Source organism: Eubacterium sp. AM46-8 (assembly GCF_003466705.1).
GTDB lineage: Bacteria > Bacillota > Clostridia > Lachnospirales > Lachnospiraceae > Lachnospira.
In genome coordinates, this window is sequence record NZ_QSEU01000003.1 from 165,710 (window position 1) to 180,552 (window position 14,843).

A 14,843-nucleotide genomic window follows, 5' to 3' on the forward strand; every position below is an offset into this window, starting at 1 on the left:
CTGATACAATTATCCTCACAATTGATTTATAACAGGAGGATACATATGAGTAAATTACATACACCTTTCAGATATGATTATGTGGGAAGCTTTTTAAGACCAGAAAGATTAAAGAAGGCAAGAGCTGATTATGAGAGTGGAAAGATTAACAAGGCAGAGCTTACAGCAGTTGAAGACGACTGCATAAGAGAGCTTGTAGCAAAGGTTAAGAAACTTGGTTATCATGTTATTACAGATGGCGAGTTCAGAAGATCTACATGGCATCTTGATTTTATGTGGGGTTTCAACGGAGTTGAGCATAGAAAGACAGTTGACGGCAACACAACATTTGACGCAGAAGCAGCAATGATTGATGATACATATATGGTTGGTAAAATATCAGTAAAGAACCATCCATTTGTTGAACATTTTAAATTCGTTAAGGCATTAGAGGACGAGAACACTGTTGCAAAACAGACAATTCCTTCACCGGGACAGTTCTATGCATATTTTACAGGTGCAGAACTTTTAGCAGATACACTTGCAATCTATGGAACAGAGGAAGCATTTGCAGATGATGTAATTAAGGCTTACAACGAATTTGTTGCAGAGATATATGTGGCAGGATGCAGAAATCTTCAGTTTGACGACTGCGTATGGGGCGGAATGGTTAATCCCAAACTTGCTGTTGCACTTACAGGAAGAAGCGGCGAGGCGCTTGAAGATTATAAGAAACTCATGCTTAAGTTAAACAACGAGGTTGCTGCGGCTGCGCCAGAAGACCTGCTTATCAGTACACATGTGTGCAGAGGTAATTATCATTCAACATTCTTCAGTTCTGGAGCATATGACAGTGTTGCAGACCTGCTTTTCGGTGAAGAAAATGTTAATGCATATTATCTGGAATATGATGATGAGCGTTCAGGCGGATTTGCACCGTTAGCAAAGGTATCTGGGGATAAGAAGGTTGTTCTCGGACTTGTTACAACCAAGACGCCAGCACTTGAGAATAAGGAACTTGTTATAAACAGAATTCATGAGGCGGCAAAATATGTTTCTCTTGACAGACTGTATCTGAGCCCACAGTGTGGATTTGCTTCTTGCGAGATTGGAAATAAGCTACTGAGGAAGAGCAGTGGGCTAAGTTAAAGCTTGTAAAAGAAATCGCAGAAGAAGTGTGGGGATAAGTCTTAGAAAATGAATATATGATTATTTAGAAGGATTGGAGATTGTGAGAAGTCTCCAATCCTTTTTTGATTTTTATCAGTTATAACTTATAGAATGCAAAATTAAAAATATTTTATCAGTTATAACTGATAAAACTGTCAAACTTTTTTCCGCATGATTTCGTATATAAATATAGAAAAGCAAGTGCGATTAAAAAAAGGGAGGGGTTTTATGAGAAAGAAATGGTTTGTTGGCATATTTGTAGCATTGATAAGTATGACATGTATATCAGGTTGTGGAGTTTCTTATAAAGATTATACGGATATACAGCAGACGGAGACTGAAACTGAGCAGACTGATGGAATTGAAATGAATCGTGAATATATTATGGAAGAGGATGTTATGAAGTTGCCATCAGATGCAGTAATTATAGATGATTATTCTAAAGAGGGAACAATTCTTACAAGTCCACACTTAAACTATAATATTAGTATAAAGGTTAATAAGGCTATACTGGCTGATAATATGGATGTGTATAAAGAAATTGGTGGTACAGACAGTGATTTTATAGAATGGATAAAAAAGGTTAATTCAAGAGAAGCAGGATTTACTAACACATACAATGAAGCAGACGGGACATTTGACAGCAGATATGATGGAGTTGGTACTAAGATTTTTATGATATCGGCAGAACTTGTTAATAACTCAGATTCAGAAGCTGCAATTAATATTGCTGGAATAAAGCCATATAGTCTGGACAGGGAGAATGGGGAGATTACCAGATTGAGTATATGTGAATCAATATTTTATGATTATGCAGAATCAACAGGTGCAGATTATGGGAATATGACACTTAAGGCTGGGGAACACCGCAATATAGTTTTATGTATGGTTGAGCCGGACAAGATAGTAAAAAAATATTATAGAAATGAGAATGGCAGAAATGTTGCGACAGACACTGACGATATTAATTATGACAATATTTATCTGAGGTTAAGCCTTTTAGGGGTTCAGCAGGTCGCTAACGGGGAAAACTTTATAAAGTTTAATATTGAGTAAGAAGGTGATGTATATGGGGCGAATGATAAGAATAGAACTTTACAGAGCTTTTCATGGGAAAGAACTTAAAACTGCAATGTTATTAGGAGGGTTGCTGGGACTGGCACATTTTGTATTAGAAGTTATACCATCAGTCAGTCATATATTTGATGGATATCATCCGGATATTGCGTCTTCTGTTGTTGGAAATGTTACGGAAAGCTGGATGGGTGGAATGATTAATCCAGAGATTAATATATACCAGATGGTGGTATTTTTATTAATAACTATTCCGTATGCAGCATCATTTTACACAGACAGGAAGGCCGGAATACTTAAGAATATAGCTGTAAGAGGTGAAAAAAGAGAATATCTGGCAGCCAAATCTGTAGCGGTGTTTATGACTGCCGGGGTTTCAGCAGTATTTCCGTTGTTACTTAATCTTATGCTTACAATGACAATGTTTCCGGTAATTAATTATGACTGGTACCAGCTGCCGAATTATAAGGCATTGTTTATGAATCTTGCTGTTAAAAATGTGATTGCATATTGCATTGTATATATGGCACTGATATTTGTATTTGCAGGACTTATAGCGGGACTGGCATTATCACTGTCATTATATGCTAATAACAGATTTGTTGTATTATCGCTGCCTTTTCTTATATGTATAGTATCGGGAAGGCTGGTCGCATATTCGGGTAATCCGGTTATAAGAGGGCTTGCAATACAGAAGGTGTTTTATGTTCCACAGAGTTCGCCAACAACATTAGTTTCTTTATGCATATTGTTTGTTGTGCTTGTTTTATGCGGATATGTGCATTTTATGGTAAGGGGCGTGAAAATGGATGTTTTATAATGACAGATTATCGGGAAAGGAAAGAAAGCAGAAAATTGCATTGATAGTATGTGCAGTAGTTGTTCTGGCAGTATGGCTTATGCTTACAATCAGAATTAATACGATTTTTCCATCCAAAAAGATTGAAAAATGCGGATATGGAGAATGGATTAATTATACACCTGACATAGCGGATATTATTACAGTAGATGTGAGTATCTCACCGGTATCATGCAAAATGTATGACAGGGCAGGTATTTTAAAAGATTACACAAAAGAACAGCTTGGAATATTTTCAGAAGGAAAAGACGATGCAGATTATCTTGTATTTACTGTTGATATAAAAAATAACGGACAGGAGGCTGTAAACATAAACCGTCTAGCATCATTACTTATCTATTGTACAGAATTTAATGGTGACAGCAACTCTCTGGAAAGGATGAATACTGATATTAAGACAGTGGCATCAGGTGAAACACAGAGAGTACAATTTGTAACCAACATAAAGTATAAGGATGCATGGATGGTTAATAGCAGACAGAGATATGCAGAGTCTGATGTTTACATAGTTATGTCACAGTATCCATTAGAGAGAAGAATGGTATTTTCTATTGAATAATTAATAAAGGGGGATTTTATGAAGTGGAGAATCTGGAAAAGACCACCGGAGTGGAAAAAGATATCATTGTATGCTGTTGTTATTTTAGTTTCATTATTTGTGTGTGAATTCGCATTTGCAGCAAGAAAGGCAAAGGGCGTCACATGCGTGAAAGATTTTATTATTACATATAATTACAGGGTTGTTCCTTATATAGCAATTCCTGTTATTATGGTTCTTTTAATATCGTATTTTAGAAGAATGTATGATGATAACAGAATGGTGCGGTATGTTAATATAAGAAATTTTTACATTTCTGTAATTGGTGGGGGAATTGGCAGGATTGTATTATATGTAGTTATTATGACCGTCTGGATGTTTATAGGCGGTGTTGTATCGACACATGGAATTATTGACAACTGGCAGTCAAAAAATGCGATGGCAAAGAGAGTTTATGGAGCATATCTTACAGACACAAAGTTTATCACAGTGTTTTCAGGAATTTTCATAACATTAATTTTAATGATGATTATAAACATGGAAATGCTGATGATAATACACAGATATATACATAGCTGGATTGCCGGATATTTTATATGCATAGTACTTAATCTGTATATGCTGGTTGAGCAGGGAAATGCCAGAGTGCTGAAAACATTTATAACATACAGGGTATACCAGAATGGATGGAGATACAGCAGTCTTGTGTATATGGCTGTGATAGTGGCTGTACTGCTTATGGTTATATTATTGATGGGAAAATGTGACAGTTTAAGGAGAAATCGATGATGTTTTGGAATATTTTAAAAAATGATATAGCGCGTGGGATATTTAAAAGAAAATATTTATACATAATATCGACTGTTGTAATAGCTGCACTGGTAATTATTGCTGATATGAGTCTGGGAAGAAAAACCGGTTCACATGGATATACAGGTCAGGTATCAGTGGGGGATTTGTTTCAGGTGTTTTACAGGGGCAGCAGAATAATTAAACCAGACAATATGGCAGAATTTTATATATCAGAACAGTATCTGTTTATGGTTCTTGGCATTGCATTTATTGTAGGAAACTATTGCGTCAGGGATTTTGGCAGTGTGGGTATGCAGATAATAATCAGATGTGGAAGCATTGGCAAATGGTTTGCAGGTAAAGTTATGTGGTGTTTTGCAAGTGCTTTATATATGACAGCGTTGACGGATATATTAATTGTAATTATAAGTGTAATTCATGGATATGAACAGGGACTGGATGTGCATATGGAAGTGCTTCGTATATATGGATATCCAGAGAATGTAACAAATGTGGCAGCAGGTAAAATAGTGGTTATGAGTCTGGTTCTTCCGTTGCTTTCATTATTTGCCATAGCACTGGTGCAGATGTTTTTATCAATGATATGTTCGTCTGTAATAGCACTTTTACTTATATCAACAGGAATGATAATAACGATATTTTCAGGAAATGTATTACTGGTATTCAATGGTCTTATGTGTATGAGAAATAATATATATACTGCTGGAGGAACAGACAGTATTCATATGATGATTGCTGATGTTGTAATAATACTTATATCCATAATAGCAGTATATATATATGTCAGCAGGATGGATATATTAAATGCAAAGGAGATATAGTGTATGAGGGTTGTATTAAGAAATGTGTGTAAAGATATAAAAGGAGCAAGAGTTCTTGATAATGTTAATCTTGAACTTGAAAGTGGCATGGTATATGGTTTTAAGGGAAAGAACGGTTCTGGAAAAACCATGCTTATGCGTGCTATAAGTGGGCTTATAAAAGTGAAGGGTGAAATTGAGATTGATGGGAAAATACTGGGAAAAGATTTTACATTTCCACCAAGCATAGGAATTCTTATAGAGAATCCTTCGTTTGTGGCGGAATATACGGGATTGAAGAACCTTGAGATGCTGGCATGTATTAAGAATAAGATTGAAATTGAAGATATAAGACATGCAATGGAGCAGGTGGGACTGGATCCTGGCGATAAGAGAACCTATAAAAAATATTCACTTGGAATGAAGCAGAAGCTTGGAATAGCAGCGGCATTTATGGAAAAACCTGATATCATAATTCTTGATGAGCCTATAAATGCGCTCGATGAAGCGGGTGCAAAACAGGTTCACAAGATACTTGAGGAGCAGAAAAAGAGAGGAGCACTTATTATAATTGCCTGCCATGACAAGGAAGAACTTGAAATGCTGTCAGATGAGATAATTGAGATTTATGAGGCAGGATTGTTGCCGGGGAAAAAGAGTGATTATGAAATGGACTTAAAAACTAAGGCAGTTAATTCTTATATAAGGGATTAACTGCCTTTAAGTTTTTTATATGAATAATAAATTATCTCTGACTTCGTTACCAGCGTCAGAGAAAGCGAGCTTCATAACTTCGTCAACTGTAACTAAGTTGTAATCTCCGCTTACAGTGTGCTTTAAGCAGCTTGCAGCGTTAGAGAATTCAACTGCCTTCTGAGGGTCGAAGTTGTTGATAAGGCTGTAGATAAGACCAGCACAGTAAGCGTCTCCGGCACCGATGTAATCAAGAATGTGCATGAAGAATTCCTTGCTGTAGTAAGCCTTGCCTTCTGTGTAAATCATAGACTGGAGCTTAAATGTTGTGATAGAAGTTTCTGTTCTCCACACTGAAGCAACCATCTTGAATGGGAATTTCTTCATAAGTTCCCTGGCAATGTAAGCATTTTTCTCCTCGCCATTAGCGTCGGCAGGATTCATAGAGAAGATACCGATAGCGTCATCTTCGTTAGCGATACATACATCAACATACTGGCAGATACGAGACATTGCCTCGCAAGCCTTTTCACTTGACCAGAGCTTGCTTCTGTAGTTTAAGTCACAGCTTACAGTCATGCCTTTTTCCTTAGCCTTCTGGCAGGCTGTGATACAGATGTTAGTCATCTCATCAGAGATTGCAGGTGTGATTCCTGAAAAATGGAACCATGTTGCACCATCAAATATCTCGTCCCAGTCAAAGTCATCAGCAGTAGCGAGAGCAAATGCAGAACCTGCTCTGTTATAGATAACGTTAGTTGGACGCTGGCTTGTCTTCTTCTCAAGGAAGTAGATACCAATCTGGTCGCCGCCACGCACGATATGGTCTACGCCTACGCCGTACTGACGGAGTGAGTTGATTGCAGCCTGTCCGATTATATGTTTTGGAAGCTTTGTTACATAATTAGCATCAACATCAAAGTTAGCAAGGGACACAGCAGTATTGGCTTCTCCACCTCCATAAACAGCCTCAAATGCATTGCACTGAGTAAATCTTGCGTTGTTCTCAGGAGAGAGACGAAGCATAATTTCACCAAATGTAACAATCTTATCTTTCATTTTTCTTAATCCTTTCTCAATATCAGATTTCCTAAAATAAATATACAAGAATGTATTTTAGCACATTATGGCGAAAAATGGGAGTAAAATGTTCTTGATTTGATACATATTTTTTACTATAGTTACATGTGAAGTAAATATGTGCGTGAAGATTTATAATCTTTTGTACACGTTTGAAAGGATTGAATAATGTTAAGAAATGTTTCATTAGAAGATATATCGGATGGCAGACTGTATACTGAGAATGACCTTGTGCGTGTTGATACTAACTCGTGTAAGGGCTGTCAGACTGTATGCTGCCAGAATATGGGAAGTACGATTGTGCTTGATCCATATGACTGTTATAAGCTCACAACCGGGTTGGGCAAAACATTTGAACAGCTTACGATGAATGAGCTTGAGTTAAATGTTGTGGATGGTATTATTATGCCTAATCTTAAAATGCAGAAATCAGACGGAAGATGTGCTTTTCTTCGTGAAGATAATCTGTGCAATATACATACGATAAGACCGGGAATATGCAGAATGTTCCCACTTGGAAGATACTGGGAGGATGAGACACATTTTAAATATATTGTGCAGAAGGGCGAGTGTAATAAGGATAATCTATCGAAGATTAAACTGAAAAAATGGCTTGGCATCGATGGACTTGCGGAGTATGATTCTTATATTGTCAGATGGCATGAGTATGTGAAGCAGCTTCAGGTGGCACTACCGGGACTTTCAGAGGATAATGTGAAGATTCTTAATACATTTAACTTAAGAGTGTTCTATATGACGACATATGCCGGATGTGTTGATGATAAGGCATTTTATGCGGAATTTGACAGAAGACTTGTGATGGCTAAGGAAAAGCTGGGACTGATGTAGGAATGGTTCGCAGGTGACAGAAAGGAAGATTGATTTTATGAAGACAGATTTATTTCATATAGGAAAGTTCGTGATTCATGGATACGGACTTATGATTGGTATAGGTTTTGTGTTGGCACTGCTTGTTGGCGAGTACAGGGCTAAGAAGATGGGGATGAAAGAGGAGGCTCTTATTGATATTGCGATAATTGCGGGGGTATCGGGATTTCTCGGAGCAAAGCTGTTGTATATAATAGTGAGTTTTAAGGATTTTATAAAAGATCCTATAGGTGTGCTTGGCTCATCGGGATTCGTTGTTTATGGCGGACTTATTGCAGGTGTGCTGTGTAACCTTATATATGTAAAGATTAAGAAGTTATCATTCCTTGAATATTTTGACCTGGTAATGCCAGAGATAGCGCTGGCACAGGGCTTTGGACGAATCGGCTGTTTCCTTGCAGGGTGCTGTTACGGAAGACAGACAGATGCAGCCTGGGGAGTTGTTTTCCCGGCTGGTTCACTTGCACCATCAGGAGTTAAACTGATTCCTACACAGCTTATATCATCGGGGGCAGATTTCCTTAATATGGCGTTTCTTATGATAATAGCAGCTAAGTTTTCTTATACTGCTGTTATGAAGCGCAAGGCTGACGGTAAGGAAACTGCCGGAAAGCATATGGCAGCAGGTAATATCGGATTCTTATATTGCATAACCTATGGACTTGGAAGATTTGCAATTGAGTTTTTAAGAAACGATTATAGAGGTGAGGTCGGAATATTCTCTACATCGCAGTTTATCTCTCTTTTCATTGTATTACTTGGAGTTGCTGCAATGGCTGTTAATCATAAGTTGAAAAATGCGGACAGATAGAAATACTAATATGGACTAATCAGCGTTGTATTATAAATTACACTGGCTGGTTAGTCTTTTTTATTGCCTTTTAATCCATAATGTATTAATAAAAATACAAGAATTATTAAAATGTAACAAATAATGCTGGACAATTTGTTAAAAAATTGTTAATATGTAAACATAATAAAGCGAACGACAATTTAATACATGGAAATCAGTACATTTTAGTTAATATAATAAATATTTGTATATCTGGGGAATGTTTATTATTAGAATCTGAGATGGTAGAATATGTGAAATGGGGTGATAAGTGATGAAAATATATAAAGCAAAAGATTATGCTGATATGAGCAGAAAGGCGGCTAATATTATATCAGCACAGATTATTATGAAGCCGGAATGTGTACTTGGACTTGCGACTGGTTCAACGCCGGTTGGGTTATATAAGCAGTTAGTAGAATGGTATAAAAAAGGTGACTTAGATTTTTCAGCAGTTAAGACTGTTAATCTTGATGAGTATAAGGGACTCAGTCAGGACAATGATCAGAGTTATTATTATTTTATGCATAAGAATTTATTTGATAATGTGAATATATCAGATGATAATACTCATATTCCTAATGGAATGGAGCAGGATTCGGAAAAAGAATGTAACAGATACTCTGCACTGATTAAGTCTCTTGGTGGTATTGATTTACAACTTCTTGGAATAGGTCATAATGGACACATAGGATTTAATGAACCATCAGATTCATTTGAAAAACAGGTTCATTGTGTTGATTTAACAGAATCTACAATAGAAGCTAATAAGAGGTTTTTTGAATCAGCAGAAGATGTTCCACGACAGGCATACACAATGGGAATCAAGACAATAATGCAGGCAAAGAAGATTCTGGTTGTTGCAAGTGGGGAAGATAAAGCACAGATTGTGAAAGAAGCTTTTTTTGGACATATTACACCATATGTTCCTGCATCAGTTCTGCAGCTGCATAATGATGTAACACTGGTAGCGGATGAAGCAGCTCTTAGTAAGATTTATTAAAGCATATTAACTTGGTGGATAGAAGGTTGAGAACATATGATTATAAAGAATGCTGATGTTTATACACAGGACAATGTATTTGTTAAGGGAGATGTCGTTGTAGATAACGGTACATTCACCAAAGTGCTGGATGTACATAATTATGTTGGCGATGAAGTTGTAGATGCTACAGGACTTAAGATGATTCCAGGACTTGTAGATATTCACTTTCATGGATGCAAGGGTGCAGATATGTGTGATGGAACTAAAGAGGCACTTGATATAATTTCCAGGTATGAGGCTTCTGTCGGGGTGACGAGTATATGTCCGGCAACCATGACGATAGCTAAGGAGGAACTCGTTGAAGTTATGAAGAATGCCGGAGAGTATTCATATAATGGTGGAGCCCATCTGGTAGGAATTAATATGGAGGGACCTTTTATAAGTCCACAAAAAAAGGGTGCACAGGCAGCAGAGAATATTATGCATTGTAATTATGAGTATTTCTGTGAACTCCAGAAAGCTGCACATGATTTAATAAAGATTGTTGATATTGCACCAGAAGAGCCGGGTGCGATGGATTTCATAGATAAAGTAAAAGATAATGTTGTGGTGTCGATTGCTCATACAGCAGCGGATTATGATACTGCGATGGAGGCAATTCAACATGGTGTAACTCATGCAACACATTTATACAATGCAATGCCCCCTATGAATCATAGAAAGCCTGGTGTTATAGGTGCAATAAGAGATTCATATCAATGTCATGCAGAACTGATATGTGATGGAGTTCATATTCATCCATCAGTAATACGGGCAACATTTGCCATGTTGGGTGCGGGACGCATAATACTAATCAGTGACAGCATGAGAGCAACAGGATTAGAGGATGGCGAATATACTCTTGGAGGACAGCCTGTAGTGGTAAAAGGTAATCTGGCAACCTTACATGATGGAACAATTGCTGGCTCAGCAACTAATTTAATGGATTGTCTTCGATATGTCGTTAAAAAAGCAGGGATTTCATTAGAAACAGCTGTTATGTGTGCAACAGAGAATCCGGCAAAGGAAATTGGTATATATGATAAAGTCGGAAGTATTTCTGTAGGAAAACAAGCAGATTTCGTGCTTATTGATGATGAATTGAATATTAAGAGAGTATATATTGATGGAAAGGAGATAATATGCTAGGTTTTTCAAAGGAAAGTCAAAGGATAATATTATTTATTCTCCATGTAAAGGAAAAGTGGTGCCAATTACTGAAGTTTCAGATCCAACATTTTCAGAAAAGGTTCTTGGAGATGGATTTGCAGTAATTCCTTCTGAAGGAAAGATATATGCTCCGGCAGATGGTGAGATTTCAATGGTGTTTGATACTCTTCATGCTGTGACAATGACAACCAGTCAGGGAACGGAATTATTGATACATATTGGGCTGGATACGGTAACGCTCAAGGGAGAACCATTTATTTCACATGTTTCAGGTGGTCAGCAGGTAAAAAAGGGTGATTTACTTTTAGAGGCTGATCTTGAAAAAATAAAGTCGGCAGGATTGGATACGATTACACCAGTCCTTATATGCAATACCGACGATTATAATAAAATTAATCTAATAAAGGAGGGTGAGGTATCTATTGATGATGAAGTCCTGAAAATATCATAATTACTAAGGACTTCACAATGTGCGTGATTGGGATTACCCCGATTAATAATGATGTAAAGGAGGAGAAAAGTATGAAATTTCTTCAAAAACTGGGAAAAGCGTTAATGCTTCCTGTGGCAGTACTGCCTATATGTGGTATCCTTATGGGTATCGGTTATATGCTGTGTCCAGAAACTATGCAGGGTGGAGATATTAAGGGCGCAGCTGATATGATTGGTCTGTTTCTTGTAAAAGCTGGTGGAGCTTTAATTGATAACATGGCAATCCTTTTTGTAATTGGTGTCGGTGTAGGTATGTCAGATAAAAATGATGGTACCGGAGGAATTGCGGCACTTGCTTCGTGGCTTATGATGACAACACTTCTTTCTACAAAGTTTGTTACAGTAATTATACCTTCTATAGCAGACAGTGCAACTAAAACTCTTGCATTTAACAAGATTGAGAATCCATTTATTGGTATTCTTGCTGGTATAATCGGTGCTATGTGTTATAACAAGTTTAAAGATACAAAATTACCAAACTGGTTATCTTTCTTTAGTGGAAAACGATGCGTAGCAATTGTTTCAGGAGTAGTATCAATTCTTGTATCTGTTGTTTTATTATTTGTATGGCCATTACTGTTCGGCGCATTAGTAAGCGTTGGTAAGGCAATTGTAAAGCTTGATATTGTTGGTGCAGGTATCTATGCATTCTTGAACAGATTGTTAATTCCTACCGGATTACACCATGCGTTGAACAACGTATTCTGGTTTGACACTATCGGACTTGGAGATTTACAGCACTTCTGGGCAGGACAAACATCAAGTGATGTTTCATGGAGTCTTGGAATGTATATGTCAGGCTTCTTCCCATGTATGATGTTTGGTATTCCAGGTGCAGCTTTAGCTATGATTAAATGTGCAAAGCCAGCTAAGAAAAAAGTAGCTATAGGACTTGTTGCTTCTGCAGCATTATGTGCATTTATCTGTGGTGTTACAGAACCATTTGAATTTGGTTTCATGTTCCTTGCTCCTGGACTCTATGTTATCTATGCACTTCTTTATGGTATATTTACAATGATTACAGTTGCATTAGGCTTCAGAGCAGGATTTAGTTTCTCAGCAGGTGCTACTGACCTGTTATTCTCATCATCTCTTCCGGCAGCACAGAAGACATGGTTGATAATTCCTCTTGGTATAGCAGCATTCTTCGTATTCTATTTCGTATTCTTATTTGCCATTAAGAAATGGGATTTAAAGACTCCTGGCAGAGAAGATGATGATATAGAAGCAGAAAAGAAAGTTGAACTTGCAAGTGACGATTATACAACAATTGCAAAGACAATTCTTGAAGGCTGTGGCGGAAAAGAGAATATTGCAAGCATAGATAATTGTATTACAAGACTGAGACTTGAAGTAAAGGATATTACACTTGTTAATGATAAGGTTATTAAATCAGCTGGTGTTGCTGGTGTTATGAAACCTGGAAAGACATCTGTACAGGTTATTATAGGAACTAAGGTACAGTTTGTTGCAGATGCATTTTCTAAGCTTTGTGAATAATTAAAATGTAAAAATAAATATAATATAAAAAATCCCCGGTAAGACTGCCAGAACTGCAGCTTATCGGGGATTATTTCATGTATTACTTTACCATGCTTAAAAATTCTTCATCAGATATCTTAGAATTCATTACAGCATTCTTAATTGCAGCGGACATAACGCGGGCAGCAAGTGTTCCTGCGAAGTTGATATCAACACGTACTGCTTCGCTGTCGCCTCGTTTTGCAGTGCTTGCAGCATATATTGTATCTCCGTCTGCCATTGTACCGACTGGGTTAATGCAGCGTGCATACGCATTTCTTGCCATAGATGCAATTTTGTTAAGTTCAGCCTTGTTAAATGCAGCGTTAGTTATAACCGCACCGATTGTTGTGTTGCCTGTGAACATATCGCGAGGTGCCATGAACTGATAGAGTGCTTCTTCACAGCTTATATACTCTGTTCTGTCAGCGTTCTTAAGTCCGGCAAGCTTCTTACCGGTTTCATAATCTGATATATCGCCGAGTGCATTTACAACAACAATTGCTGTCATTATAAATGTGCCGGCTTTCACTGAATATATTCCAAGTCCTGACTTTTCAGCCTGCTTCATTCCCATAATCTTTCCGACAGTTGCACCTGTTCCGGCACCGATACAGCCCTGAACGGGGTCGTTTCTATCCGAATTGGCAGCGGTGGAAGCATCAGTATTGACAACACCGGCTTCATAAGTGCCTGAATGCAGGCCTCATATCCCATAGTACTGTCCGGGCGTACTTTAGAGCTTCCATATCCAAGATCAAATATGCATGACTGGCATACAAGCGGAACAAGTGAAACGCCTGTGTCATATCCTATACCATGTTCTTCAAGACATGTCATAACTCCGTCAGATGCGGCAAGACCGTATGCTGAACCGCCTGACAGTACAATGGCATTAATCGGATTGTCAGCAGTCATAGGCATAGTAAGAGGTGTTTCTCTTGATGCCGGACCGCCGCCGCTAATGTCACAGCCTGCCGTCGCGCCGTCTGGAAAATATATAACAGTTACACCTGTGCCAGCTTCCTTATTGGAAGCATGACCTAATCTAAAATCATTAATATCATTAACTGAAATCTCTGTAAACAAAACTAATCCTCCGTTGATTAATGTCCGATTTATTCAATCAAAGTGACTGGTTAATTCTGGTTAAGCTTAAGTGCAGCATATAATGCACGGGAAACCACACTGGCAACAATAAAGCAGATACCTGCCTCTATAAGTCCCTGAACACCAACAAATAATACTACGAATATAAGTGGGTTCTTAGCTCCGAGTGCAGTAACGAAGGCCTGTACATAATCTGTATTATAGAAGAAGAGAACAAGTGAACTCATGAATAATAAAGTATTAAGTAAAGGACAGCAAAGACTTGCTATATAATAAGAAAATTTCTTAACTCCCTTAATACTATGAAGTCCCTTGAATATAAGTCCTGTAAGGAAGCCTTCAAGAGTTCTTGTTACTACTGTTGTTACAAATGTACCAAATGGATTGATTCCGAGAAGAACAGTTCCCATTGCGCCTCCAACGAAGCACTGATAAAAGCTTGTAAGTCCGAATGCCAGACCACAGATTAAACCGCCGACAGGTCCTAAGATGATAGCACCTACAGCTACAGGAACAGTTAAAAGGGTGATAGAAAGTCCAGGGGTACGGATGTAGCCTAATGGGGTCAGTGACATAACGAGTATGACCGCAACCATAAGTGCCAGCTCCACCATGTACTTAGTGTTGAACTTCGTTGCAGAAGTTCGAGTTGCATTAATAGTATTCATATTGTCTCCTTTGCGGAAAGGTATGCAGCCCTTCCGGCTTGTTAAGATACATCTCCGAAAAACGGATGACGTTCGCGCGTATAATAACATATATATTGTTATTATTCAAACATTCTTTATAAATTATTTATA

Annotated in this window: 16 protein-coding genes and 1 pseudogene; 13 read left to right on the forward strand and 4 right to left on the reverse strand. The window is 37.7% G+C overall.

What is annotated here, in order from left to right; translation table 11 throughout:
- The first annotated feature begins 45 nt into the window (after positions 1-45).
- The 7 genes and pseudogenes from DW963_RS03320 (at position 46) to DW963_RS03350 (ending at position 5,947) form a co-directional block, all read left to right on the forward strand.
- Positions 46-1,166 (forward strand): annotated as a pseudogene (locus tag DW963_RS03320) (5-methyltetrahydropteroyltriglutamate--homocysteine S-methyltransferase).
- A gap of 211 nt (positions 1,167-1,377) precedes the next feature.
- Complete coding sequence (locus tag DW963_RS03325; RefSeq protein WP_117913827.1) at positions 1,378-2,205, forward strand: hypothetical protein; 828 nt, start codon at positions 1,378-1,380, stop codon at positions 2,203-2,205.
- A gap of 13 nt (positions 2,206-2,218) precedes the next feature.
- Positions 2,219-3,043, forward strand: a complete 825-nt coding sequence (locus DW963_RS03330; RefSeq protein ID WP_117913828.1) for a hypothetical protein — start codon at positions 2,219-2,221, stop codon at positions 3,041-3,043.
- Positions 3,033-3,641 carry a hypothetical protein gene (locus DW963_RS03335; RefSeq protein WP_117913829.1) on the forward strand — a complete coding sequence of 203 codons (609 nt, stop codon included), beginning with the start codon at positions 3,033-3,035 and terminating at the stop codon, positions 3,639-3,641. The genes DW963_RS03330 and DW963_RS03335 overlap by 11 nt, the downstream gene beginning before the upstream one ends.
- An 18-nt stretch (positions 3,642-3,659) precedes the next feature.
- Positions 3,660-4,409 carry a hypothetical protein gene (locus tag DW963_RS03340; RefSeq protein WP_117913830.1) on the forward strand — a complete coding sequence of 250 codons (750 nt, stop codon included), beginning with the start codon at positions 3,660-3,662 and terminating at the stop codon, positions 4,407-4,409.
- Entirely contained in the window at positions 4,406-5,254 is an 849-nt protein-coding gene (locus DW963_RS03345) for a DUF2705 family protein (protein ID WP_117913831.1), read from the forward strand. Before DW963_RS03340 ends, DW963_RS03345 begins: the two co-directional genes overlap by 4 nt.
- A gap of 3 nt (positions 5,255-5,257) precedes the next feature.
- A complete protein-coding gene (locus DW963_RS03350) occupies positions 5,258-5,947 on the forward strand; it encodes an ATP-binding cassette domain-containing protein (RefSeq protein WP_117913832.1) in 690 nt (229 codons plus the stop codon).
- Between the two features lie 15 nt (positions 5,948-5,962).
- On the opposite strand, the gene DW963_RS03355 is transcribed toward DW963_RS03350, so the two are convergent.
- Complete coding sequence (locus DW963_RS03355; RefSeq protein WP_117913833.1) at positions 5,963-6,985, reverse strand: sugar kinase; 1,023 nt, start codon at positions 6,983-6,985, stop codon at positions 5,963-5,965.
- Positions 6,986-7,174: 189 nt separating this feature from the next.
- Between DW963_RS03355 and DW963_RS03360 the strand changes: the two genes are divergently transcribed.
- From DW963_RS03360 to DW963_RS03385, 6 genes are all read left to right on the forward strand, one after another.
- Positions 7,175-7,855 carry a YkgJ family cysteine cluster protein gene (locus tag DW963_RS03360; protein ID WP_117913834.1) on the forward strand — a complete coding sequence of 227 codons (681 nt, stop codon included), beginning with the start codon at positions 7,175-7,177 and terminating at the stop codon, positions 7,853-7,855.
- A gap of 37 nt (positions 7,856-7,892) precedes the next feature.
- Positions 7,893-8,705, forward strand: coding sequence for a prolipoprotein diacylglyceryl transferase (locus DW963_RS03365; RefSeq protein ID WP_117913835.1), 813 nt, complete (start codon positions 7,893-7,895; stop codon positions 8,703-8,705).
- Positions 8,706-9,000: 295 nt separating this feature from the next.
- Entirely contained in the window at positions 9,001-9,729 is a 729-nt protein-coding gene (gene nagB / locus DW963_RS03370) for a glucosamine-6-phosphate deaminase (protein WP_117913836.1), read from the forward strand.
- Positions 9,730-9,765: 36 nt separating this feature from the next.
- On the forward strand, positions 9,766-10,899 hold the full coding sequence (gene nagA / locus DW963_RS03375) for an N-acetylglucosamine-6-phosphate deacetylase (protein ID WP_117913837.1): 1,134 nt from the start codon (positions 9,766-9,768) through the stop codon (positions 10,897-10,899).
- A gap of 31 nt (positions 10,900-10,930) precedes the next feature.
- Positions 10,931-11,371 (forward strand): PTS sugar transporter subunit IIA, encoded by a 441-nt coding sequence (locus DW963_RS03380; protein WP_353652764.1) that lies wholly within the window; start codon positions 10,931-10,933, stop codon positions 11,369-11,371.
- A 71-nt stretch (positions 11,372-11,442) separates the two neighbouring features.
- Positions 11,443-12,912, forward strand: coding sequence for a PTS transporter subunit EIIC (locus tag DW963_RS03385; protein ID WP_117913839.1), 1,470 nt, complete (start codon positions 11,443-11,445; stop codon positions 12,910-12,912).
- Positions 12,913-12,994: 82 nt separating this feature from the next.
- On the opposite strand, the gene DW963_RS13905 is transcribed toward DW963_RS03385, so the two are convergent.
- From DW963_RS13905 to DW963_RS03395, 3 genes are read right to left on the reverse strand one after another with little or no spacing between them, the layout of a single operon-like run.
- On the reverse strand, positions 12,995-13,546 hold the full coding sequence (locus DW963_RS13905) for a P1 family peptidase (RefSeq protein ID WP_353652765.1): 552 nt from the start codon (positions 13,544-13,546) through the stop codon (positions 12,995-12,997).
- Positions 13,501-14,022 (reverse strand): P1 family peptidase, encoded by a 522-nt coding sequence (locus DW963_RS13910; protein WP_353652763.1) that lies wholly within the window; start codon positions 14,020-14,022, stop codon positions 13,501-13,503. Before DW963_RS13910 ends, DW963_RS13905 begins: the two co-directional genes overlap by 46 nt.
- Positions 14,023-14,072: 50 nt before the next feature.
- Positions 14,073-14,711, reverse strand: coding sequence for an ECF transporter S component (locus tag DW963_RS03395; RefSeq protein ID WP_117913840.1), 639 nt, complete (start codon positions 14,709-14,711; stop codon positions 14,073-14,075).
- Between the last annotated feature and the right edge of the window lie 132 nt (positions 14,712-14,843).